Source organism: Streptomyces sp. NPDC042346, from assembly GCF_055581845.1.
On the sequence record NZ_JBVJEH010000008.1, the window covers coordinates 331,547 to 353,625 of the forward strand.

Consider the following 22,079-nt stretch of genomic DNA (forward strand, 5'->3'; position numbering starts at 1 on the left):
GCGGAGGCGGGACGACGGTCGAGGCGAGACGTACGCGGGGGCGTGCGGGGAGAGGGGAAGCACCGTGAGCGGACTCAGCAAGGGCGTGGCGAGGGTCGAGGTGACGCTCAAGTGGGACCCGGCCCCGAGCGGCGCGCCGGCCCACGACCTGGATCTCGTCGCCGGCGTCTTCACGGCCGACGAGCCGCACGGTGCCCCGGCCTACCTGGTGCACTTCGGCAGCCGCTCCCCCGACGGCACGATCACGCTCCACCGTGACAGCCGTACGGGCCAGGGCTTCGGCTACGACGAGGCGATGACGCTGGAGCTCGACCGGCTCGCGCCCCGGTACGCGCGCGTGGTGGTGGGCGTGACCGTGCAGCAGGGCGGCGGCAGGCTCACCTTCGGCGACATAGAGAACACCGGCATACGGGTCCGCGAGGGGTACACCGACCTTCTGGCGCACGACTTCGCGGACGTGCCGGGCGCCCTGTCGGCGACGGTCGTGGAGTTCACCCGGGACGGCGCGGACGGCTGGTCGTACCGCTCCCTCAGCCGCGGCTTCGACGCCGACCCCCGAGCCTTCGCCACCGTCCTCGGTTCCACGCCGGTCTGAGGTCCGACGGGCGCGCGAAAGTGGTCCGGTGGGCGCGCGAAAGAGGGTGCCGACCGATGGTCGACACCCTCTCTCACGTGCGGCTCAGCGCCCCGGGCGGCAGCTGCTCACCGCCGCGCCGGACGCGCTTGCGCTCGTGTCAGCTGCAGCCGCTGGTGGAGCCGCAGCCCTCGCAGATGTAGCAGGAGCCGGCGCGCTGCATCTTCGTACCGCAGGAGAAGCAGAGCGGGGCGTCGGCGCTGATGCCGAGCTGCATCTCGACGAGCTCCGCCGAGGTGTGCGCCTGCTTCGGCGCCGGGACCTCGGCCTGCGGGGCCGGGACCGGGGCCGTGACGGCCTTCAGTTCCTGGGCGCGGGGCGCGGACTGGGCCAGCGCCTCGACGTCGACCTCGTCCTCCTCGGCCTGCTCGTACGAGCCGGTGTCGAGGTGGCGCTGACGCTCCTCGGCGGAGTGGATGCCGAGGGCGGAGCGGGTCTCGAAGGGCAGGAAGTCGAGCGCCAGGCGGCGGAAGATGTAGTCGACGATCGACTGCGCCATCCGCACGTCCGGGTCGTCCGTCATGCCGGCCGGCTCGAAGCGCATGTTGGTGAACTTCGAGACGTAGGTCTCCAGCGGAACGCCGTACTGCAGACCGACGGAGACGGCGATGGAGAAGGCGTCCATCATGCCGGCGAGGGTCGAACCCTGCTTGGACATCTTCAGGAAGACCTCGCCGAGACCGTCGTCCGGGTAGGAGTTGGCGGTCATGTAACCCTCGGCGCCACCCACGGTGAAGGAGGTGGTGATCCCCGGGCGGCCCTTGGGCAGACGCTTGCGGACCGGGCGGTACTCGACGACCTTCTCGACGGCCTCGCGGATCGTCGCCTCGGACTTCGCGGTGACCTCGACCTTCTCCTCCTCCTTCTCCTTCTTCTTGGCGGAGAGGGGCTGGCCGACCTTGCAGTTGTCGCGGTAGATCGCGAGCGCCTTGACGCCCATCTTCCAGGCCTCGAAGTAGACCTCCTCGACGTCCTCGACCGTCGCCGTCTCCGGCAGGTTCACGGTCTTGGAGAGGGCGCCCGAGATCCACGGCTGGATGGCGGCCATCATGCGGACGTGGCCCATCGCGGAGATGGAACGCTCGCCCATGGCGCAGTCGAAGACCTCGTAGTGCTCGGTCTTCAGGCCGGGGGCGTCGATCACATTGCCGTGCTCGGCGATGTGGGCGACGATCGCCTCGATCTGCTCCTCCTGGTAGCCCAGGCGGCGCAGGGCCTGCGGGACGGTGCCGTTGACGATCTGCATCGAGCCGCCGCCGACGAGCTTCTTGAACTTGACCAGGGCGAGGTCGGGCTCGAGGCCGGTGGTGTCGCAGGACATCGCGAGACCGATGGTGCCGGTCGGGGCGATGACCGAGGCCTGCGCGTTGCGGAAGCCGTTCTTGGCACCGAGGCGGACGACGTCCTGCCAGGCCTCCGTCGCGGCGGCCCAGATCGGCGAGTCGAGGTCGTCGAAGCGGACGGCCTTGGTGTTCTCGTCGGCGTGCTGCTGCATGACGCGCTGGTGCGGCTCGGCGTTGCGGGCGTAGCCGTCGTACGCGCCGACGACCGCGGCGAGCTCGGCGGAGCGCTTGTACGAGGTGCCGGTCATCAGGGAGGAGATGGCACCGGCGAGGGCGCGGCCGCCGTCGGAGTCGTACGCGTGGCCGGTCGCCATCAGCAGGGCGCCGAGGTTGGCGTAGCCGATGCCGAGCTGGCGGAAGGCGCGGGTGTTCTCGCCGATCTTCTCCGTGGGGAAGTCGGCGAAGCAGATGGAGATGTCCATCGCGGTGATGACGAGCTCGACGACCTTGGCGAAGCGCTCGACGTCGAAGGACTGGTGGCCCTTGCCGTCGTCCTTGAGGAACTTCATGAGGTTCAGCGAGGCGAGGTTGCAGGACGTGTTGTCCAGGTGCATGTACTCGCTGCACGGGTTCGAGCCGTTGATGCGGCCGGACTCGGGGCAGGTGTGCCAGTGGTTGATCGTGTCGTCGTACTGGATGCCCGGGTCGGCGCAGGCCCAGGCGGCCTCGGCCATCTTGCGGAAGAGCGACTTGGCGTCGACCTCCTCGATGACCTCACCCGTCATGCGGGAGGTGAGACCGAACTTGCCACCGGACTCGACGGCCTTCATGAACGTGTCGTTCACGCGGACGGAGTTGTTGGCGTTCTGGTACTGGACGGACGTGATGTCGTCGCCGCCCAGGTCCATGTCGAAGCCCGCGTCACGGAGGGCGCGGATCTTCTCCTCCTCCTTGACCTTGGTCTCGATGAAGTTCTCGATGTCCGGGTGGTCGACGTCGAGGATGACCATCTTGGCCGCGCGACGGGTCGCACCGCCCGACTTGATCGTTCCCGCGGAGGCGTCGGCGCCGCGCATGAAGGAGACCGGGCCGGAGGCGTTGCCGCCGGAGGAGAGCAGCTCCTTGGAGGAGCGGATGCGGGAGAGGTTCAGGCCGGCGCCGGAGCCGCCCTTGAAGATCATGCCCTCTTCCTTGTACCAGTCGAGGATGGACTCCATGGAGTCGTCGACGGACAGGATGAAGCAGGCGGAGACCTGCTGGGGCTGCGGGGTGCCGACGTTGAACCAGACCGGCGAGTTGAAGCTGAAGATCTGGTGCAGGAGGGCGTAGGCCAGCTCGTGCTCGAAGATCTCGGCGTCGGCCGGCGAAACGAAGTAGCCGTAGTCCTCGCCGGCCTTCGTGTACGTCTTCACGATCCGGTCGATGAGCTGCTTGAGACCGGTCTCGCGCTGCGGGGTGCCGACGGCCCCCCGGAAGTACTTGCTGGTGACGATGTTGACCGCGTTCACCGACCAGAAGTCGGGGAACTCGACGCCACGCTGCTCGAAGTTGATCGAGCCGTCGCGCCAGTTGGTCATGACGACGTCACGACGCTCCCAGGTCACCTCGTCGTACGGATGCACGCCAGGGGTGGTGTGGATGCGCTCGATACGCAGGCCCTTGCTCGCCGACTTGGCTCCCTTAGCGCGGGAACCACGTGCCGGGCCGCTCGCCGTCTCTGTCATGCCGCCTCCCATATACGGGCAAAACACACTTTGGCACCCAGAAAGTCCCAGGGCACCGTCTTCTGTACGTCTTTCGGTACTGCTGCCACGAGGACCAGAACAGGTCACCCGGGGCACGTCTGTCGGGCCGCTCGGCGGCCGATCGCCGGGCCGTGGTCGGCCCGGACCGCCGATCAGTCGGCGGCGGTGGCGGGAACGGGGACCTCGGGGGTCGCGCCGGTCCCACAGTTCTCAGCGGGAGACCGCTCGCGGAGTTCCACGATGGCGGTCTCGAAGTCTTCGAGGCTGTCGAAGGCCTTGTACACGGACGCGAAGCGCAGGTACGCGACGAGGTCGAGCTCCTGCAACGGGCCGAGGATGGCCAGACCCACGTCATGGGTGGTCAGCTCGGCGCTCCCGGTGGCGCGCACCGCCTCCTCGACCCGCTGGCCGAGCTTGGCGAGGGCGTCCTCGGTGACCGGTCGTCCCTGACACGCCTTGCGCACGCCGGAGATGACCTTGGTGCGACTGAAGGGTTCGGTGACACCGGACCGCTTCACGACCATGAGCGAGCACGTCTCCACCGTGGTGAAGCGGCGGGAGCAGTCGGGGCACTGGCGACGGCGTCGGATCGACGTCCCGTCGTCGGTGGTGCGACTGTCGACGACACGGCTGTCGGGGTGCCTGCAGAAGGGGCAGTGCATGGCTTCCGACCCTCCCTCACGGCACGACTGATGAGCTTCGCCAGGCCCGTCAAGGCCCTGCGAAGCGACCTCCAGCATAGGTGATGCGAGCGGCCCCGGCAGACCGGGGACCACTACCCCTGGGTGGCCGATGCCATACAACCACTAGATCTTGGGTTAGGGGCGATTCGACCGCCTCCGCGTGTCGCGGACCGCGGGCTCCCGCGGTTCCGCGTTCCCGGGTGCGACACTGGGCAGGCACACCGGATGTCCGCGACCCAGCGGCGAAGGCTACCGTAATGACCGAATTGGGTTCGGGGGGTGCTGCGGAGTGACGGTACTCATACACCCCCACACGTACACGCGTAAGGCAATCTGCGAATTTTCACTCGAACGTGTGTTTGGCGCAACCTTTCGAAAGCCACTACCGTTGTGCCAGCCAGGGAGACAAATTCGAGAGGGGCCGACGACGTGACCACCACCGCAGACAGTGCCACCATCACCGCCCAGGACCGCTCCCAGGGCCGACTCGAGCCGGTGCATGCCATGAATGACTCAGCCATGAACGGCGAGGAGCCCGGGCGACCCGCCCGCGCCCTTCCCGGGCGACCTCCAGGCATCAGGGCCGACAGCTCGGGCCTCACCGACCGGCAGCGCCGTGTCATCGAGGTCATCCGCGACTCGGTCCAGCGGCGCGGCTACCCGCCGTCGATGCGCGAGATCGGCCAGGCCGTGGGACTGTCCAGCACGTCGTCGGTGGCTCACCAGCTCATGGCGCTGGAGCGCAAGGGCTTCCTCCGCCGTGACCCGCACCGCCCCCGGGCGTACGAGGTGCGCGGCTCGGACCAGCCGAGCACGCAGCCGACGGACACCACGGGCAAGCCCGCCGCGTCGTACGTCCCTCTGGTCGGCCGGATCGCGGCCGGTGGCCCCATCCTGGCCGAGGAGTCCGTCGAGGACGTCTTCCCGCTCCCCCGGCAGTTGGTCGGCGACGGCGAGCTGTTCGTCCTGAAGGTCGTCGGCGACTCGATGATCGAGGCCGCCATCTGTGACGGCGACTGGGTCACCGTCCGCCGCCAGCCCGTCGCGGAGAACGGCGACATCGTCGCCGCCATGCTCGACGGCGAGGCCACGGTCAAGCGCTTCAAGCGCGAGGACGGCCACGTCTGGCTCCTCCCGCACAACGCGGCGTACCAGCCCATCCCCGGCGACGAGGCCACCATCCTCGGCAAGGTCGTGGCGGTGCTCCGGCGGGTCTGACACACCTCGCCGGCTCTGACCGGGCCCCGGGACCCACTGCGCCGGTCCCGGGGCCCTGCCGTGTGCCGAGACACGCGGCAGGGCGATCAGTCGCTCGCGGCCGCCTTCGACGCCGCGTCGATCGACGCCAGGGACTTCCGTACCTGATTGCGGTCCGTGGTGTACCAGAAGTCGGGCAGCGAGGCCTTGAGATAGCTGCCGTACCGCGCCGTGGCCAGCCGGGGGTCGAGCACCGCGACGACACCCCGGTCGCCCGTCGCCCGCACGAGCCGGCCGGCGCCCTGAGCCATCAGCAGGGCCGCGTGCGTGGCCGCGACGGCCATGAAGCCGTTGCCACCGGCCTCTTCGACCGCCTTCTGGCGCGCGCTCATCAGCGGGTCGTCCGGCCGTGGGAACGGGATCTTGTCCATGACCACCAGCTGGCAGCTGGCGCCCGGAACGTCCACGCCCTGCCAGAGCGAGAGCGTGCCGAAGAGGCAGGTCTTCGGATCCGCGGCGAAGTTCTTGATCAGCTCACCGAGGGTGTCCTCGCCCTGGAGCAGGATCGGCAGCTCCGGGTTCCGGCTCCGCAGCTCCTCCGCCGCCTGCTGAGCCGCCCGCATCGAGGAGAAGAGGCCCAGCGTGCGGCCGCCGGCCGCCTCCATCAGCTCGGCGAGCTCGTCGAGCATGTCGCCCCGCTCGCCGTCCCGCGCGGGGCGGGACAGGTGCTTGGCGACGTACAGGATCCCCTGCTTCGGGTAGTCGAACGGGGAGCCGACGTCGAGGCCCTTCCAGACCGGCAGGTCGTCCCCCGTGGTGCCCTCGGGCGCGAGGCCGAGCGAGGCCCCGACCCCGTTGAAGTCGCCGCCGAGCTTGAGCGTGGCCGAGGCCAGCACCACGGACCGCTCCGTGAAGAGCTTCTCCCGCAGCAGGCCCGAGACGCTCAGCGGCGCGACCCGCAGCGAGGCACCGAAGCGGTCGTGCCGCTCGTACCAGACGACGTCCCACTCCGAGCCCTGAGTGATCCGCTCCGCGACACCATGGACGGTCTCCACCGAAGCCATGGCCTGCTTGCGGACGGCGTCCTCGTCCTGCACGGAACGGTCCCGGGTGGAGCCCAGGGCCGTGATCACGGCGCGGGCCGCGTCGCGCAGCGCCATCAGCGCGTACGCCAGGTCCTCGGGGACCGTCTCCAGGCGGCCCGGCAGGGCGAGCTCCATGACCCGCTCGAAGCCCTCGGCGGCGGTCTGCAGCTGGTCGGCGACCTTCTCGTCGACCAGCTTCGCAGACCGGCGCACGGCGCGGTTGACCTGGCCGGGCGTGAGCTCGCCGGTGGCGACGCCCGTGACCCGGTTGACCAGCTCGTGGGCCTCGTCGACGATCAGCACCTCGTGCTGCGGGAGCACGGGGGCGCCCTCGATCGCGTCGATGGCGAGCAGCGCGTGGTTGGTGACGACGACGTCGGCGAGCTTGGCGCGCTCGCGGGCCGCCTCGGCGAAGCACTCCGCCCCGTACGCGCACTTGCTCGCGCCCAGGCACTCCCGGGAGGAGACCGAGACCTGGGCCCAGGCCTTGTCGGAGACGCCGGGGGTCAGGTCGTCCCGGTCGCCGGTCTCCGTCTCGTCGGACCAGTCGCGCAGCCGCAGCAGGTCCTGGCCCAGCTTGCTGGAGGGCGCGGCCGCCTCGAAGGGGTCGAAGAGGCCGTCCTCCTCGTCCTGCGGGACGCCCTCGTGGAGCCGGTGCAGGCAGAGGTAGTTCGACCGGCCCTTGAGCATGGCGAACTGCGGGCGGCGGCGCAGCTGCGGATGCAGCGCGTCGACCGTCCGGGGGAGGTCGCGCTCGACGAGCTGGCGCTGGAGCGCCAGGGTGGCGGTGGCGACCACGACCCGCTCCCCCTGGGCCAGCGCCGGCACGAGATAGCCGAGCGACTTGCCCGTGCCGGTTCCGGCCTGGACGAGGAGGTGGGAATTGTCGTCGATGGCCTCGGCCACGGCCTCGGCCATGGCGACCTGGCCGGGGCGCTCCGTGCCGCCGACGGCGGAGACGGCGGCGTGGAGGAGATCGGGGAGGGATGGCTTCGTCATAGCGCTTCCAGCCTACGGGGCGGCACTGACAGCCAGGGCACGCGCGCGCCTCACGCGAGCGGGTTGGGGACGGTCCCGTGGACGGCCGCGTGCGGGCGCTCGGGCCGGTCGCGGTAGCCGTCCAGGTGCAGACGGTTGCGGTTGAGGCAGAGCCGCTCGATCCGGGGCGTGAGGAGGTCGAACTGCTCGAACCGTTCCTTCAGCTCGGGGAAGCGTGCCTGGTGGCGCAGGATCTCCGCGCGGACGAGGGACCAGAATTCCGTCTCGGGGACGGCGAGTTGTTCCTCGCAGAGCGGCGCCAGATAGCGGAAGACACCGACGAAGAGCCCCGAATGGATGAACTGGGTGAGGAAGTCGGGTTCCTCGGTGAGGAGCACCGCGCGGACGTCGTCCGGCATCGTGTCGTGCTCGGGGAGCGGCTGGGCGCTGATGTTCACGTCGTCGACGAAGTCCTTGATCGCCAGACGTACGGGGACGTCCTGGCCGTCGCAGACGACGATCGCGTTCTCGCCGTGGGGTGAGAAGACGGTGCCGTACCGGTAGAGGAAGTGCAGCAGCGGGGGCAGGAGGGCGCCGAAGAGGTGCCGGAGCCAGACGTCGGGAGCGAGTCCGGACCGCTCGACGAGCTCCGCGACGAAGGCCCGGCCGTTCGGGTCGGTGTGGAGCAGCGAGGCGAGGGTCCGGGCGCGCTCGCCGGGGGGCAGCCGGAGCGGCTCTCGCCAGATCGCGCCGAGGAGTTCCTTGTACTGGTAGGGCACTTCGGGCAGCCGGTCGTAGAGGGGGTGCTCCACGGTGACCGACGCGACCTCGCCGAGGAGGATCACTCCGCACTCGTCGCGCAGGAACGGATCGGCGTCGCGCAGCCCGTGGACCCAGGCGGTCACCGCGGGGGCGGCGAGGGTCCGTTCGGTGGGGAGTCCGCGCCAGACGAGGGTGTTGAGCACCGACAGCGGGAGTTTGACGGTGTGCCGGTCGGGGCGGCTGGTGTTGAGGAAGGTGCGGACGGACTGCTGCGGCAGGCGGAGGTCGCCGTCGGCGGAGAGCGGGACGACGGTGCCGGCGGCGACGGCGGGGGCGTAGAGCGGGAGCAGGACCTCGTCCCACTGCCAGGGGTGGACGGGCAGGAGGAGGTAGCCGTCGGGTTCGTGACCGCGGGCGGTGAGTTCGGCGCGGAAGGCGGCGTGGACCTCGGGGTCCAGTTCCTGGGTGTAGAGGCGGTCGGGGGTTTCGAGTCCGGCGATGCCGCGGTAGGCGGCGATGCGGTTGCTGACGGCGATCCACGGCAGTCGGGTGGCGCGGCGGGCCTCGGGGGCCCAGCGGGCGGCGTCCGAGGCGGCGAAGCCGATGCGGCCCTTGTTGAGGACGAGCCAGGGGTGGCCGGTCTGGTGGCCTTCGAGTTCGGCGTAGGAGAGCTCGGCGAGCCGGTCGGCGGTGAGGGCCGTGTGGTCGAGGCGGGCGTCGGCGGCGAGGGTGGCGGAGAGCTCGCGGATGAGGTGGCCGAGGGTGGCGCCGTCGAGGCGGAGGAGGTTCCGGGCGCGGACCAGGAAGTCGAAGGGGTCGGTCATGGGCCGGCCCTCGTGGGTGATGGAGTCGGCGGCGACCCGCCAGCCGCCGTAGGCGCCTCGCCGGGCGCGGAAGGTGAGCGTGGTGCCGTCGTCGAGCCGGAGCGCGTGGCGGTCGGGCTCGCCGCCGTCGGCCGGGACGGGTTCGACGATCTCCTCGTAGGCGAACTCGGCGAGGGCCTTGGCGAGGAGGCGGGAGGAGACGCGGGTCCAGGCGGCGGGAGTCAGCTCGGGGGGTGCGAGCAGCTCGGGTGCCGTCGCGGTCGCGAGGGGCGTAACGGGCTGTGCGGAGTCGTGGGGTGCAGGGGACGTCGACACGAGGACTCCTCGGGGTGGGAACCGCTGTGGGTCGAGCGGTGTATGTACGTCAGAGGGGTGTTCACAGAGCGTGACGCAGGGCGCGGTCACGGATCATGAGCGCGGCTCGTTTGTCGGGGAGGTCGACTTCCGCCGCGTAGCGGAAGCCGGCGCCGAGGAAGGCCGAGACGGAGGGGGTGTTGCGGATGTCGGGTTCGGCGACGACCCGGGTGCATCGGGGACGGTGGTCGAGGACGAGTTCGGCGACGGCGTGCAGGAGGGCGGTGCCGACGCCGCGGCCACGATCGCTCACGCCTCCGACGAGGAGATGGATGCCGGTGTCGTGGGGGCGGGCCGGGTAGTGCCGGGCGAGCGGGTCGAGGTCGGCCCGGTAGATCTCGAAGTAGCTCATGGGCACGTCGTCGAGCACGCCGAGGCAGGGGACGCTCCGGCCGTCGCCCTGGAACTGGGCGCGGAGGTGCTCGGCGGTCACGGTCTCGGGCCCCGCGAGCTCCCAGAAGGCGGCGACCGCGGGGTCGTTCATCCACCGGGTGAGGAGCGGCAGGTCACGGTCGAGGCGTACGGGTACGAGCTGGAAGGCGCCGAAGCGGGTGGGGGTCGCGTCCCAGTCGGCGACGGAGTCGAGCAGGTCTCCGCCGGAGGGGTCGCCGCCCGGGGCGGGTGACGGGTCTCCGGCGGCGAGGAGGGCGACGAGGTCGTCGACCCTCAGGTCGAGGGTGTCGTCCCCGGGTGGGTCCACCGGGGGTCGGGTGGGTGGCACGGTGTCGCTCTCCTCTCGGCGGTGCGCTCGGGCGTGGGGTGCTCCGGCGGCGGGTTCAGGTGCGGAGGGGGTTGGTGACGGTGACGTAGACGGACTGGGTGTCGACCGGCCCGACGAGCTCGTCGAGGCCGTGCAGGCGGGTGAGGAGGTTGGCCTTGCTGCGCAGGGTCGCGGCCTCCAGGAGCCGGTGCGGAAGGGGGGAGCCCAGGCTCGTGGCGGAGGTGAGGAAGCTGCGGAAGGCGGCGAGCAGGACGCGCTCGTCGGCGAGGTGCTGGGCGCCGAAGGCGCCGATCAGGCCGAGGACGTTGTTGATGCCGAGGTAGTAGGCGAAGCGTTCGTCGGTGACCTGGTCGGAGACGAAGGTGTCGCTGTGGGCGCCGATGCCGGGGAGTCGGGCCTCCAGTTCGGCGCGGTGGGACTCGCGGAAGTAGTAGCCCTGGTTGTCGCGGTAGCGGCCGCCGACGGGCCAGCCGTCCGGGTCCAGGAGCACCAGGGTGTTCTGCTGGTGGGCCTCCAGGGCGATGCCGGCGTGTCCGTCGAGCCACAGGACCGGGCGGACGACCTGGTCGAGGTAGCGGAGGAACCACTCGGCGGCGACGGCCGTGGTGGTGCGGCCGGTGCGGGTGGAGAGCCGGCCGATGACATCGGCGAGCCGGGAGCGCATGGTGGCGGCTCCGGGCCAGGGGCGGGGGGTGGTGAGGGAGGCGATGCAGACGGCGTCGTCGCCCGACCCGAAGGGGTTGTGGCGGATCATGACGTCGAGTCCGGGGACGGGGGTGCCGTCCGGGGTGTCCACGGCGAGCCAGGCGGGGTCGCGGACGATGTCGAAGCCGGGGTGGGCCGCCTGCCACTCGTCGACGAGGCCGGTGCGCAGGAGGCGGTGGACCTCGACGCCGCGGTGGAGTTCCTTGCGGAGGTTCTCGCGCCGGGAGTTGGTGATGCGCAGGCCGAGGGAGAGCTTGAGCATCGCCCGGGCGCCGGGGCGGTGGACGGTGCGGACGGAGGAGGTGGGGTGCCAGGGGCTGCCGTGCGGGCCGAGGTCGTGGAGGAGGCCGGCGTCGAGGAGCTCGCGGACGTCGGAGCGGTGCAGGAGCTCGCGGGCCTGCCAGGGGTGCAGGGGCAGCGGGGCGGTGCCGGCGGGGGCGCTGAGTCCTTCGGCGAGGCCGGCGGCGAGCTGTTCCGCCGTGACGTGGCGGCCTTGTTCGGTCCAGGCGGAGTCGGAGGCCAGGAGGGTGGGGTCGACGGCGATCCAGTGGAGGGGGAAGGAGCCGTGGAGTTCGGGTGAGTAGAGCCGTGCCTCGGCCTCGGAGAGTCCTTCGCGGCTCTTGGGGGTGGGGTGGAGGGGGTGGCCGAGCAGCAGGGCCTGTTCGGCGGCGAGGAAGAGGTCGGCGTCCGGGTGGGGGTGGGGGCTGTGGCGCCGCTCGGTGAGGAAGTCGGCGGTGCGCCGGGCCGAGTCGGCGACCCGGCCGACGAGTTCGGTGCCCTCGGGGCGGCCGGTCTCGCGGCTGAGCAGGGCGGCGACGGTGACGGCGTCGGCGGTCGGCGCGGAGGCCGGGAGGCCTTCGAGGGAGGGGGCGCCGAAGCGGTGCCAGCCGGTGGCCGACCAGTAGCGGACGGGGACGAGGAGGGCGGTGCCGCTGGCGTCGAGGGGGACGCGCAGGGTGGCGGAGTCGGGGGCGGGCAGGTTCTTCTCCCGGATCCAGCAGCGGAGCAGGTTCTCGATGGTCGCCACGTCGGCGGCGCGCTGCGGGTCGGGGTCGTCCAGCGGGTCGGGCGCGCCGGCCCCGGGGGCGGGGCGGGTCGGCCGTGGGTCGTACGGTCCGGCGTGCTGGCGCGGGACGGTGGGTTCCTCGACGGCGGGGGGCGCTGCGGTCTCGGTCGCCGGGGAGGTGGGGGTGGCGTTCACGGGGGCTTCCTTGGGGTGGGGCCGGGGGCGGTCCGGGGTCAGTGGGACGGTCCGGGGGTGGTCCGGGGGGCACCCGTCGTGGGGGTGTGGGCCCGCTCGGCCGCGGCCAGGGCGTCGGCGAAGCGGTCGAGGACCGCGGTGGCCTGCTCGTCGGTGAGGGTGAGCGGGGGCAGGAGCCGGACCACCGCGGAGTGGCGGCCGCCGAGTTCGACGATGAGTCCGCGGGCGAGGCACTCCTGCTGGACGGCGAGGGCCAGGGCGGGGGCGGCGGGCGGGACGGGGTCGGCCGGGCCGGCCGCGTCGGGGTCGACGAGTTCGACGCCGATCATCAGGCCCCGGCCGCGGACGTCGCCGACGCAGGGGTGGGCGGCGGCGAGGCCCTGGAGTCGGCCGAGGATACGGGCGCCGAGGATGCCGGCCCGTTCGGCGAGCCTGTTCTCGCGGACGTACGCGAGGGTGGCCGTTCCGGCGGCCATGGCGAGCTGGTTGCCGCGGAACGTGCCCGCGTGGGCGCCGGGTTCCCAGGCGTCGAGCTCGGACCTGTAGACGATGACGGCGAGCGGGAGGGAGCCGCCGATGGCCTTGGAGAGGACCATCACGTCGGGCACGACACCGCTGTGCTCGACGGCCCAGAAGGCGCCGGTGCGGCCGACGCCGGTCTGGACCTCGTCGACGACGAGCGGGACGGAGCGGTCGGCGGTGATCCGGCGCATCCGGCGCATCCAGTCGTCGGGGGCGGGAATGACCCCGCCTTCGCCCTGGACGGCCTCGACGATCATTCCGGCGGGGGTGGGGACACCGCTCTTGGGGTCGTCGAGGAGGGTCTCGGTCCAGCGGGCGGAGAGTTCGGCGCCGCGGTCGCCGCCGACGCCGAAGGGGCAGCGGTAGTGCTGCGGGTAGGGCAGCCGGGTCACGCGGACGTCGGTCGCCCCGCCGGAGGCGGAGAGGGCTCCGGCGGTCATGCCGTGGTACGCGCCGGTGAAGGCGAGGAGTCCGTCGCGGCCGGTGGCGGTGCGGACGAGTTTGAGGGCCGCTTCGACGGCGTCCGTGCCGGCCGGTCCGCAGAACTGGATCCGTGCGTTGTCCGCGAGTCCGCCCGGCAGGGTGGCGAACAGCTCGGAGGTGAAGGCGTCCTTGAGGGGGGTGGCGAGGTCGAGGACGTGGAGCGGTGCGCCCGAGTCGAGGACCTTCCGGATCGCTTCCAGGACGACGGGGTGGTTGTGGCCGAGGGCCAGCGTCCCGGCGCCGGAGAGGCAGTCCAGGTAGCGGCGGCCGTCGGCGCCCTCGATGGTCAGCCCGCGGGCCCGCACGGGGACGATCGGCAGGGAGCGGGCGTAGGTGCGGGCGGCGGACTCGCGCTGCGACTGGCGGCGCAGGATCCCCTCGTACGCGCCCCTGTGGTCCGGCGCGTCGTCCGCCGGGTTCCGCACCCGCGCGGCCGGTGCGCCGGCAGGAGCTGATTCGGTCACGGCCACGGCTCGGTGTCCTCCCGCTGTAACGGTTGCGTTGCACATGTGGGCGGAGCGGAGCCGCCGCAAGGGCCGTCCTGAGCGCCGCCGTTGTGTCCCCCGTACGTACCAACGACGGGAACTGCCGGGGATCACGGGCCGGGTGACAAGAAGTTGGCGTGTCCCGGATCACGGCACGGCAACGGCTGAACGGCATCCGGAACCGGCGGCGGGCCGGGTACCGTCCCCTCCGGCACCGGCATAGTTGGGGGCCGTCGGTCGCCGTCCGCGAGGACGCGGCCGCCGTTCGCCCATGCACACGTTGATGTAGTTCCAGGGGGATCACGAGATGCGATCGATTCGTCCGCTGCTGATGGCGGCTTCCGCCGTCGCGGCGCTGACGCTCACCGCGACGGCTTGCGGGCCGAGCGAGGAGAACGCGGGAGACAAGCCCAGCGCGCCCGCGAGCCTGAACCCGGCCGACAAGATCAAGATTCCGGAGGACCTGAAGGAGCGTCTGAAGGAACACGGGATCGACCTCGACAAGTGGCGCGACGGCGAGTGGAAGAACTGGGACCGCGACAAGTGGCTCCGTGAGGCCAAGGACTTCGTCAACCCGATCATCGAGGACCTGTGGGACCCGGACCGGATGCGGGAGGCCGAGCGCCCCGACAAGCCGGTCGAGGAGGAGGACATCTCGGGTGACGAGGGTGTCACCGACCCGACCCCGGCCGCGGTGAAGGCGAAGGCCGTCGCCCCGAAGTACCACGGCAACGCGGCCGAGGCGGGGAAGGTCTTCTTCGACGGTCCCGAGGGCTCGATGGTCTGCTCGGCCACCGTCGTGAAGGACCCGGCCCACCCGGGCAAGTCCAACCTGGTCTGGACGGCCGGGCACTGCGTGCACAAGGGCAACCAGGGCGGCTGGTACCGCAACATCGCCTTCGTGCCCTCGTACAACGACAGCGCGCTGCCGACCTCCGACCTGGAGAAGGCGACGCGGGAGCAGATCGCGCCGTACGGCGTGTGGTGGGCGGACTGGGTCAAGACCTCCGACCAGTGGATCGCCGAGGGCGCGTCCACGGGCGGCGCCGGTGCCCCCTACGACTTCGCGGTCATCCAGGTGACCCCGGAGAAGGGCGCCTCGGGCAAGTCGCTCGAGGAGACCGTCGGTTCGGCGCTTCCGGTGGAGTTCAACGCGCCGGCCGTGCCGAAGATCGCGAGCCTGACGGCGACCGGTTACCCGGCTGCGCCGCCGTTCGACGGCCAGAAGATGTTCCAGTGCCAGGACAAGCCGGGCCGGCTGTCGCTGAAGGCGGAGCAGCCGACGATGTACCGGATCGGCTGCACGATGACCGGTGGTTCGTCCGGCGGTGGCTGGGTGGCCCAGGGCAGTGACGGCAAGCCGGCGCTGGTGTCGAACACCTCGATCGGCCCGTCGACGGCCGGCTGGCTCGCGGGTCCGCGCTTCGGACCGGAGGCCAAGGCCATCTTCGACGAGGTCAGCAAGAAGTACGCCGGGCAGTAGGCGCGGCACGGAGGCGGGGCCCCTGGGGTCCCGCCTCCACCCATGCCCGGCCGACGGCTCATGTCCGGCATACCACCTGTGTCCGACATGCAGCCCACGGCCGGTCCCGGACACGCACCACACCACAGGGGGAATTCACGTCATGCGTTCTGTACGACACATACCCGCCGTCCTCGGTCTGGCGGCGGCGCTCGCGCTGACCGCCACGGCCTGCGGCCCCACCGAGACCCCGGCCGCCGACAAGCCGGCCGCGGGGGCGAGCAGCTCCGCTCCCGCCGGCGACGACGCCGGTGGCGACCTCGCCGAGGACCTCGCCGACAAGCTCAAGAAGCACGGCGTGGACCTGGACAAGTGGAAGGACGGCGAGTGGAAGAACTGGGATCGGGCGACCTGGCTCCGTGAGGCCGAGGACTTCGTCAACCCGGTGATCGACGGCCTCTGGGACCCGACGCGCATGCAGTCGGCGAAGAGCCCGGAGCAGACGATCACCGCGCAGGCCGGCACGGGCGGCACCGATCCGACGCCCCGGCCCGTCAAGGCGCAGCGCGAGAAGACGCCGTACCACCGCAACGCGGCCCCGGTCGGGAAGATCTTCTTCGACGCGCCCGAGGGCCACATGGTCTGCTCCGGCACCATCGTGAAGGACCCGCGGCGGCCCGGGAAGTCCAACATGGTCTGGACGGCCGGGCACTGCGTCCACGCGGGCAAGCAGGGCGGCTGGTACCGCAACATCACCTTCGTGCCGGCCTACAACGATCTCGGCAAGTCGGCCTCCGCGTTGAACAACGCTCAGCCGCACGAGATCGCGCCCTACGGGCAGTACTGGGCCGACTGGGCCGTGACCTCGGGTGACTGGATCCAGCGCGGCGGCACGAACCAGGCCTGGCCGTACGACTACGCCGTGCTGCACGTGCAGCCCGAGCGGGGCGGCAAGTCGCTGGAGGAGACCGTCGGCGCCGCGCTGCCGGTCGACTTCTCCGCGCCGACGGCCGCGCAGGCGGGGACGATGGGCGCCTGGGGCTACCCGCAGGCTCCGCCGTACAACGGGCTGATCATGCACAAGTGCCTCGACCGCCCGACGCGGCTCACCACGGCCCCGGCCACGCCGACGATGTACCGGATCGGCTGCACGATGACGGCCGGTTCCTCGGGCGGCGGCTGGTTCCGTGTACTGCCGAACGGGAAGACGGCGCTGGTGTCGAACACCTCGATCGGCCCGGCCGGCAGCAACGGCTGGCTCGCCGGACCGCAGCTGGGCAAGGGCGCCAAGGCGGCCCACGAGATGGTCAGCAAGAAGTTCGCCCGCTGACCTGAGCGAGCGCGCGGCGCCGCAGGGCACCACACGGCGCTGCGGCACCACCCGGGACCGCGCCCACCGCAGCACGACCGAGGGCGCTGCCCCCTCCCGTACGGGGAAGGGGCAGCGCCCTCAGCGGTTGCCGTGGCTCAGTGCGCGGCGGGAACGTACGGCGCGAGCATCGCCGCCAGCTCCTCGTGCACCCGGGCCTTGAGCAGGGTGCCCTCCGGGGTGTGCTCCTCGGACTCCACCTCGCCCTCGGCGTGCACCCGCGAGACGAGACCGCCCTGCGTGTACGGCACGAGGGCCTCCAGCTCGACCTCGGGGCGCGGCAGTTCGGCGTCGATGAGCGCGAGCAGCTGCTCGATGCCCTGGCCCGAGCGGGCCGAGACGGCGATGGAGTGCTTCTCCATCCGCAGCAGACGCTGGAGGACCACGGGGTCCGCCGCGTCCGCCTTGTTGACGACGACGATCTCCTTGACGTTCACCGCGCCGACGTCCCGGAAGACCTCGCGCACGGCGGCCAGCTGCTCCTCCGGCGCCGGGTGGGAACCGTCCACCACGTGCAGGATGAGGTCGGAGTCCCCGACCTCCTCCATGGTGGAGCGGAACGCCTCGACCAGGTGGTGCGGCAGGTGCCGGACGAATCCGACGGTGTCGGCCAGGGTGTAGACCCGGCCGGTGGGCGTCTCGGCCCGGCGCACGGTCGGGTCGAGGGTGGCGAACAGGGCGTTCTCCACGAGTACGCCCGCGCCGGTGAGGCGGTTGAGCAGGGAGGACTTGCCCGCGTTGGTGTATCCGGCGATGGCGACCGACGGGACCTTGTTGCGACGGCGCTCCTGGCGCTTGATGTCGCGGCCGGTCTTCATCTCCGCGATCTCCCGGCGCATCTTCGCCATCTTCTCGCGGATGCGGCGCCGGTCGGTCTCGATCTTGGTCTCACCGGGACCGCGGGTGGCCATGCCGCCACCGCCGCCGCCGCCCATCTGACGGGACAGCGACTGACCCCAGCCTCGCAGTCGCGGCAGCATGTACTGCATCTGCGCGAGCGCGACCTGCGCCTTGCCCTCTCGGGACTTGGCGTGCTGGGCGAAGATGTCGAGGATCAGGGCGGTCCGGTCGACCACCTTCACCTTGACGACGTCTTCGAGGGCGATGAGCTGGCCGGGGCTGAGCTCGCCGTCGCAGACGACGGTGTCGGCGCCGGTCTCGACCACGATGTCGCGCAGTTCGCGCGCCTTGCCGGAGCCGATGAAGGTCGCCGGGTCCGGCTTGTCACGGCGCTGGATCACGCCGTCGAGCACCAAGGCGCCCGCCGTCTCGGCGAGGGCCGCGAGCTCCGCCAGGGAGTTCTCCGCGTCCTGCACGGTCCCCGAGGTCCATACGCCGACCAGCACGACGCGCTCCAGGCGCAGCTGGCGGTACTCGACCTCGGTGACGTCCTCGAGTTCGGTGGAGAGGCCGGCGACGCGGCGCAGGGCCGCGCGCTCGGAGCGGTCGAACTGCTCGCCGTCCCGCTCTCCGTCGATCTCGTGGCTCCAGGCGACGTCCTCTTCCATCAGGGCATCGGCCCGAAGGCTCTCGGTACGGCTCGTCTCCGCGAAGCGCTGCTCGTCCTGGGAAGGGGAAGAAGAGGAGGTCATTGGGTCCTAACGTCGAATGACGTCGCCTGACAGCGACGCAACTGAGTCTGTATTCGTCGCAACGCGTGACGGCACCGGAAGATTCCCGGTTCCGGCCGCGTCGCCGACCTGACGATGGTGGCACGGCCCGGCCGGGCCCGTCACCCCGGTTTCGGCGCGGTCCTGCCGGTCCCGACGGGTTGCGAGCGCCAGTCGGGGTGGCCGGGCATGGGCGGGGTCTTCGCCGCGTACAGCCAGTCGCGGAAGAAGGCGGTGAGGTCCCGTCCCGCGATCTCGCCGGCCAGGGCCGTGAAGTCGGCGGTGGTGGCGGTGGAGTCCCGGTGGTCGGCGACCCAGCGGCGCTCCAGGCGCCGGAAGGCCTCGGTGCCGATCTCCTGGCGGAGCGCGTAGAGGACGAGGGCGCTGCCGTCGTAGACGACGGGCCGGAAGAGGCTGATCTTGTGGTCGGGCGAGGGCGGCTCGGGCGCGGCGGGCGGGCCGCCGTCCGCCCGCCACGCGTCGGAGGCCGCGTAGGCCGCCTTCATCCGACGCTCCAGCGGCTTGCCGGCCTTCTCCTCCGCGTACAGCGCCTCGTACCAGCTCGCGTGTCCTTCGTTGAGCCAGAGGTCGGACCAGGTGCGGGGCGAGACGCTGTCGCCGAACCACTGGTGGGCCAGCTCGTGCACCATGATCGAGTCGACGTACCACTCCGGGTAGCCGGGCTCCGTGAAGATTCCGCGCTCGAAGAGGGAGAGGGTCTGCGTCTCCAGCTCGAACCCCGTGTCGGCGTCGGCGATGAGCACACCGTACGTCTCGAAGGGGTACGGGCCGACCTGCCGCTCCATCCACTCCAGGTGGCCGGGGGTCTTGCGCAGCCAGGGTTCCATCAGCTTCCGGTCGGCGGTCCGCACCACGTCCCGTACGGGCAGGTCTCGGGGGCCGGTGCGGTGCACGACGGTGGAGCTGCCGATGGAGACCTGGGCGAGCTCGGTGGCCATGGGGTGGCGGGTGCGGTACGTCCAGGTGGTGGTGGCGCCGTGGTCGTCGCGGCCGGTGGGCAGGCCGTTGGCGACGACGGTGAGGGCGCTGGGGGCGGTGATCCGGAAGGTGAAGAAGGCCTTGTCGGCGGGGTGGTCGTTGGACGGGAAGACGCGGTGGGCGGCGTCCGCCTGGTTGGCCATGGCGAGGCCGTCGCCGGTCCGGACCCAGCCGCCGGTGTCGGCGGGGCCGGTGGGGTCGCTGGTGTGGGTGACGGTGATCTCGATCGGCTCGCCGGCGTCGATCGGCACGGCGGGGGTGACGATCAGGTCCTCGCCGCTGCTCGTGTACGAGGCCGGCAGGTCGTCGACGGTGACGGCGGAGACGGTCCCGTGGGTGAAGTCGAGGTTGAGCCGCTCCAGGTCCTCGGTGGCGAGGGCGTCGATCCGGGTCACGGCGGCGAGCGGCTTCGTGTTGACCCCCGGATAGGTGAGGTCGAGGTCGTACGCGAGGACGTCGTAGCCGGGGTTGCCGAGGTGCGGGAAGAGCGGGTCGCCGATGCCGAGCGGCGCCGGGGCGGGCAGCGCGGCGGCGACGAGCCCGGTCGAGGCGGCGACGAGGACGGCTGCGCGCAGCCACCGGGCGCGCGGCAGGGGGTTTCGGACGAGCGGCATGGGCCAGGCCTTTCCGGAGGACTGGCCCTACGGCTACCAGGGGTTTCCCCGCTCCTCCGGGCGGCGCGCTCGCCCGCCACCCGAAGGAGGTCACGTCACGCCTCGCGCGGCTCCGCCGTGCTCCGGCGGCGGGCGCGGTGCACGTCGTACACCCCCGGGACGTCCCGCATGGCCCGCATCAGGGCGGGGAGTCCGGCCGCGTCGGGGAGGTGGAGGGTGTACGTGTGGCGGACCCGTTGTTCGCTGGGCGGCTCGACGGTCGCGGAGACGACGGCGGCCCCGGCGGTGGCGATGGCCTCGGTGAGGTCGGCGAGGAGGCGCGGCCGGCCGAAGGATTCGGCGACGAGGGTGACCCTGCACTGGGCGGTGTCGCCCCAGCGGACGGTGACGGGCGCGCGGCCCACTCCGCGCATGGTCTCGACGGCCGCGCAGCCGGTCCGGTGGACGGTGACGGAGCCGCCGCGGACGCGGAATCCGGTGATCTCGTCGGGCGGTACGGGTGTGCAGCAGCCGGCGGGGCGGACGGCGGCGGGCGGCTCGCCGTCCAGGTCGGCGTGGAGCTCGGCGCCGGAGTGCCGGTCGGCGGTGACGTTGATCTGGGGCCGGGGGCCCGCGTCGGCGGGGGCCGCGGCCGCCTCGGGGTGGGCCCGGAGCCAGGCGGTGATCGCGATCCGGGCGGCGGCGGTACGGGCGTGGTCGAGCCACTCGGGAGAGGGACCGGACCCGGCGGCTCCGGGGCCGGCCCCGGCTCCGGCTCCGGGCCCGGTCACGGTGTCCTGGGCGAGCAGCAGCTGGACGGTGTCCCCGTCGCCGAGGACGGTGCTCAGGGGGGCGAGGCGGCCGTTGACCCGCGCGCCCAGACAGCCGTGGGCGGCCTCGCCGTGCTGCGCGTAGGCGGCGTCGACGCAGCTGGCTCCGGCGGGCAGGCTGATCGTGCCGGGGGTGCCGCCGTCGGCGCGGAAGACGGTGATCTCGTCGTCCTCGGCGAGGTGGGCGCGGAGCGAGCTCCAGAAGGTGTCGGGGTCGGGGGCCGACTGCTGCCAGTCGAGGAGCCGGGAGAGCCATCCGGGGCGGGTGGGGTCGACGCGCTCGCCGTCCTCGGGCTGCGGGTCGGAGGTGGGCGCGGGGGCGGACGGTCCCGTGGGCGCTGTCCGGCCGGCGTACGGCTCCTGGCCCGCGTACGGATTGCCGAGGGCGACGACTCCGGCCTCGGCGACCGTGTGCATCCGGTGGGTCCTGATGAGGATCTCGGCCACGGCCCCGTCGGGGGCGGCGATCGCGGTGTGCAGGGACTGGTACAGGTTGAACTTGGGGGCCGCGATGAAGTCCTTGAACTCGGAGATCACCGGGGTGAAGCAGGTGTGGAGCTCGCCGAGGACCCCGTAGCAGTCGGCGTCCTCGGCGACGAGGACGAGGAGCCGTCCGAAGTCGCAGCCGCGCAGCTCGCCGCGCTTGAGGCGGACGCGGTGCACGGAGACGAAGTGCCGGGGCCGGACGAGGACCTCGGCGCCGATGCCGGCCTCGCGGAGGACGGCGCCGACCTGCTCGGCCACGGCGTCCAGGGCGTCCCCCGCGTGGGAGTTGTCGGCGATGAGCGCGCGGGTGTTCTCGTACTCCTCGGGGTGGAGGATCGCGAAGACGAGGTCCTCCAGCTCGGTCTTGAGGGCCTGGACCCCGAGCCGTTCGGCGAGCGGGATGAGGAAGTCCCGGGTGACCTTCGCGATCCTGGCCTGTTTCTCGGGCCGCATCACGCCGAGGGTGCGCATGTTGTGGAGGCGGTCGGCGAGTTTGATCGACATGACCCGGACGTCGTCGCCGGTGGCGACGAGCATCTTGCGGAAGGTCTCGGGCTCGGCGGCGGCGCCGTAGTCGATCTTCTCCACCTTGGTGACGCCGTCGACGAGGTAGGCGACCTCGGCCCCGAACTCCCTCCGCACCTGGTCGAGCGTCACCTCGGTGTCCTCGACGGTGTCGTGGAGGAGCGAGGCGGTCAGGGTGGTGGTCTCCGCGCCCAGTTCGGCGAGGATGAGCGTGACCGCGAGCGGGTGCGTGATGTACGGCTCGCCGCTCTTGCGGAACTGGCCGCGGTGCGAGGACTCGGCGAGGACGTAGGCCCGGCGCAGGACCGCGAGGTCGGCCTCGGGGTGGTGGGCCCGGTGCGCCTCGGCGACGTGGCTGATGGCGTCGGGCAGCCGGTCACGGGGCGCCGGTCCGGCGGTGGCGCCGAGCAGGGCGGCGCGGCCGAGGCGGCGCAGGTCGATCCGGGCGCGTCCGCGTCTGCGGGCGGTCGTGTCGGTGACGGCGGCGTCCGCCGCGCTCACAGGGTTGGTGGCCTCTGCGCTCATGGGGCACCTCCGGCAACG

14 protein-coding genes are annotated in these 22,079 nt (G+C 71.9%); 4 read left to right on the forward strand and 10 right to left on the reverse strand.

The features are described from left to right. The first annotated feature begins 64 nt into the window (after positions 1–64). Positions 65–595: a TerD family protein gene (locus ACZ6K0_RS29495; RefSeq protein ID WP_376401228.1), complete on the forward strand. Its 531-nt coding sequence runs from the start codon at positions 65–67 to the stop codon at positions 593–595. Positions 596–734: 139 nt separating this feature from the next. Here the strand turns inward: ACZ6K0_RS29495 and ACZ6K0_RS29500 are convergent, their stop codons facing one another. Next, positions 735–3,641: a vitamin B12-dependent ribonucleotide reductase gene (locus tag ACZ6K0_RS29500; RefSeq protein ID WP_469232763.1), complete on the reverse strand. Its 2,907-nt coding sequence runs from the start codon at positions 3,639–3,641 to the stop codon at positions 735–737. Positions 3,642–3,814: 173 nt separating this feature from the next. After that, complete coding sequence (nrdR, locus tag ACZ6K0_RS29505; RefSeq protein WP_055640973.1) at positions 3,815–4,324, reverse strand: transcriptional regulator NrdR; 510 nt, start codon at positions 4,322–4,324, stop codon at positions 3,815–3,817. A 450-nt stretch (positions 4,325–4,774) separates the two neighbouring features. Here nrdR and lexA point away from each other — a divergent pair, with 450 nt between their 5' ends. Then, the gene (gene lexA, locus ACZ6K0_RS29510; protein WP_376401234.1) at positions 4,775–5,563 is read left to right on the forward strand and encodes a transcriptional repressor LexA; all 789 of its coding nucleotides are present in this window, start codon (positions 4,775–4,777) and stop codon (positions 5,561–5,563) included. A gap of 86 nt (positions 5,564–5,649) precedes the next feature. Here the strand turns inward: lexA and ACZ6K0_RS29515 are convergent, their stop codons facing one another. From ACZ6K0_RS29515 to ACZ6K0_RS29535, 5 genes are all read right to left on the reverse strand, one after another. Next, the gene (locus ACZ6K0_RS29515) at positions 5,650–7,626 is read right to left on the reverse strand and encodes an ATP-dependent DNA helicase (RefSeq protein WP_469232760.1); all 1,977 of its coding nucleotides are present in this window, start codon (positions 7,624–7,626) and stop codon (positions 5,650–5,652) included. Positions 7,627–7,676: 50 nt separating this feature from the next. Beyond that, entirely contained in the window at positions 7,677–9,506 is a 1,830-nt protein-coding gene (locus ACZ6K0_RS29520) for an IucA/IucC family protein (protein WP_469232758.1), read from the reverse strand. Between the two features lie 61 nt (positions 9,507–9,567). Beyond that, positions 9,568–10,266 (reverse strand): GNAT family N-acetyltransferase, encoded by a 699-nt coding sequence (locus ACZ6K0_RS29525; protein WP_376401243.1) that lies wholly within the window; start codon positions 10,264–10,266, stop codon positions 9,568–9,570. Between the two features lie 55 nt (positions 10,267–10,321). Further along, on the reverse strand, positions 10,322–12,172 hold the full coding sequence (locus ACZ6K0_RS29530; protein WP_469232756.1) for an IucA/IucC family protein: 1,851 nt from the start codon (positions 12,170–12,172) through the stop codon (positions 10,322–10,324). 38 nt (positions 12,173–12,210) lie between these two features. Then, positions 12,211–13,647 (reverse strand): diaminobutyrate--2-oxoglutarate transaminase family protein, encoded by a 1,437-nt coding sequence (locus tag ACZ6K0_RS29535; RefSeq protein WP_469232754.1) that lies wholly within the window; start codon positions 13,645–13,647, stop codon positions 12,211–12,213. A gap of 322 nt (positions 13,648–13,969) precedes the next feature. Between ACZ6K0_RS29535 and ACZ6K0_RS29540 the strand changes: the two genes are divergently transcribed. After that, positions 13,970–15,145 carry a trypsin-like serine peptidase gene (locus ACZ6K0_RS29540; protein ID WP_376401252.1) on the forward strand — a complete coding sequence of 392 codons (1,176 nt, stop codon included), beginning with the start codon at positions 13,970–13,972 and terminating at the stop codon, positions 15,143–15,145. A gap of 142 nt (positions 15,146–15,287) precedes the next feature. Further along, positions 15,288–16,454, forward strand: coding sequence for a trypsin-like serine peptidase (locus tag ACZ6K0_RS29545; RefSeq protein WP_469232752.1), 1,167 nt, complete (start codon positions 15,288–15,290; stop codon positions 16,452–16,454). Between the two features lie 137 nt (positions 16,455–16,591). On the opposite strand, the gene hflX is transcribed toward ACZ6K0_RS29545, so the two are convergent. From hflX to ACZ6K0_RS29560, 3 genes are all read right to left on the reverse strand, one after another. Then, positions 16,592–18,085 (reverse strand): GTPase HflX, encoded by a 1,494-nt coding sequence (hflX, locus tag ACZ6K0_RS29550; RefSeq protein ID WP_469232750.1) that lies wholly within the window; start codon positions 18,083–18,085, stop codon positions 16,592–16,594. Between the two features lie 140 nt (positions 18,086–18,225). Further along, positions 18,226–19,716, reverse strand: coding sequence for a M1 family metallopeptidase (locus ACZ6K0_RS29555; RefSeq protein WP_376401260.1), 1,491 nt, complete (start codon positions 19,714–19,716; stop codon positions 18,226–18,228). 95 nt (positions 19,717–19,811) lie between these two features. Continuing rightward, complete coding sequence (locus ACZ6K0_RS29560; RefSeq protein ID WP_469232748.1) at positions 19,812–22,061, reverse strand: RelA/SpoT family protein; 2,250 nt, start codon at positions 22,059–22,061, stop codon at positions 19,812–19,814. Between the last annotated feature and the right edge of the window lie 18 nt (positions 22,062–22,079).

Bases quoted from the DNA above. Each gene is read 5' to 3' on its own strand.
- ACZ6K0_RS29540 (WP_376401252.1), top strand. From the start codon at position 13,970: ATGCGATCGATTCGTCCGCTGCTGATGGCGGCTTCCGCCGTCGCGGCG.
- ACZ6K0_RS29545 (WP_469232752.1), top strand. From the start codon at position 15,288: ATGCGTTCTGTACGACACATACCCGCCGTCCTCGGTCTGGCGGCGGCG.
- ACZ6K0_RS29500 (WP_469232763.1), bottom strand. From the start codon at position 3,641: ATGACAGAGACGGCGAGCGGCCCGGCACGTGGTTCCCGCGCTAAGGGA.
- hflX (WP_469232750.1), bottom strand. From the start codon at position 18,085: ATGACCTCCTCTTCTTCCCCTTCCCAGGACGAGCAGCGCTTCGCGGAG.
- nrdR (WP_055640973.1), bottom strand. From the start codon at position 4,324: ATGCACTGCCCCTTCTGCAGGCACCCCGACAGCCGTGTCGTCGACAGT.
- ACZ6K0_RS29515 (WP_469232760.1), bottom strand. From the start codon at position 7,626: ATGACGAAGCCATCCCTCCCCGATCTCCTCCACGCCGCCGTCTCCGCC.
- ACZ6K0_RS29555 (WP_376401260.1), bottom strand. From the start codon at position 19,716: ATGCCGCTCGTCCGAAACCCCCTGCCGCGCGCCCGGTGGCTGCGCGCA.
- ACZ6K0_RS29560 (WP_469232748.1), bottom strand. From the start codon at position 22,061: ATGAGCGCAGAGGCCACCAACCCTGTGAGCGCGGCGGACGCCGCCGTC.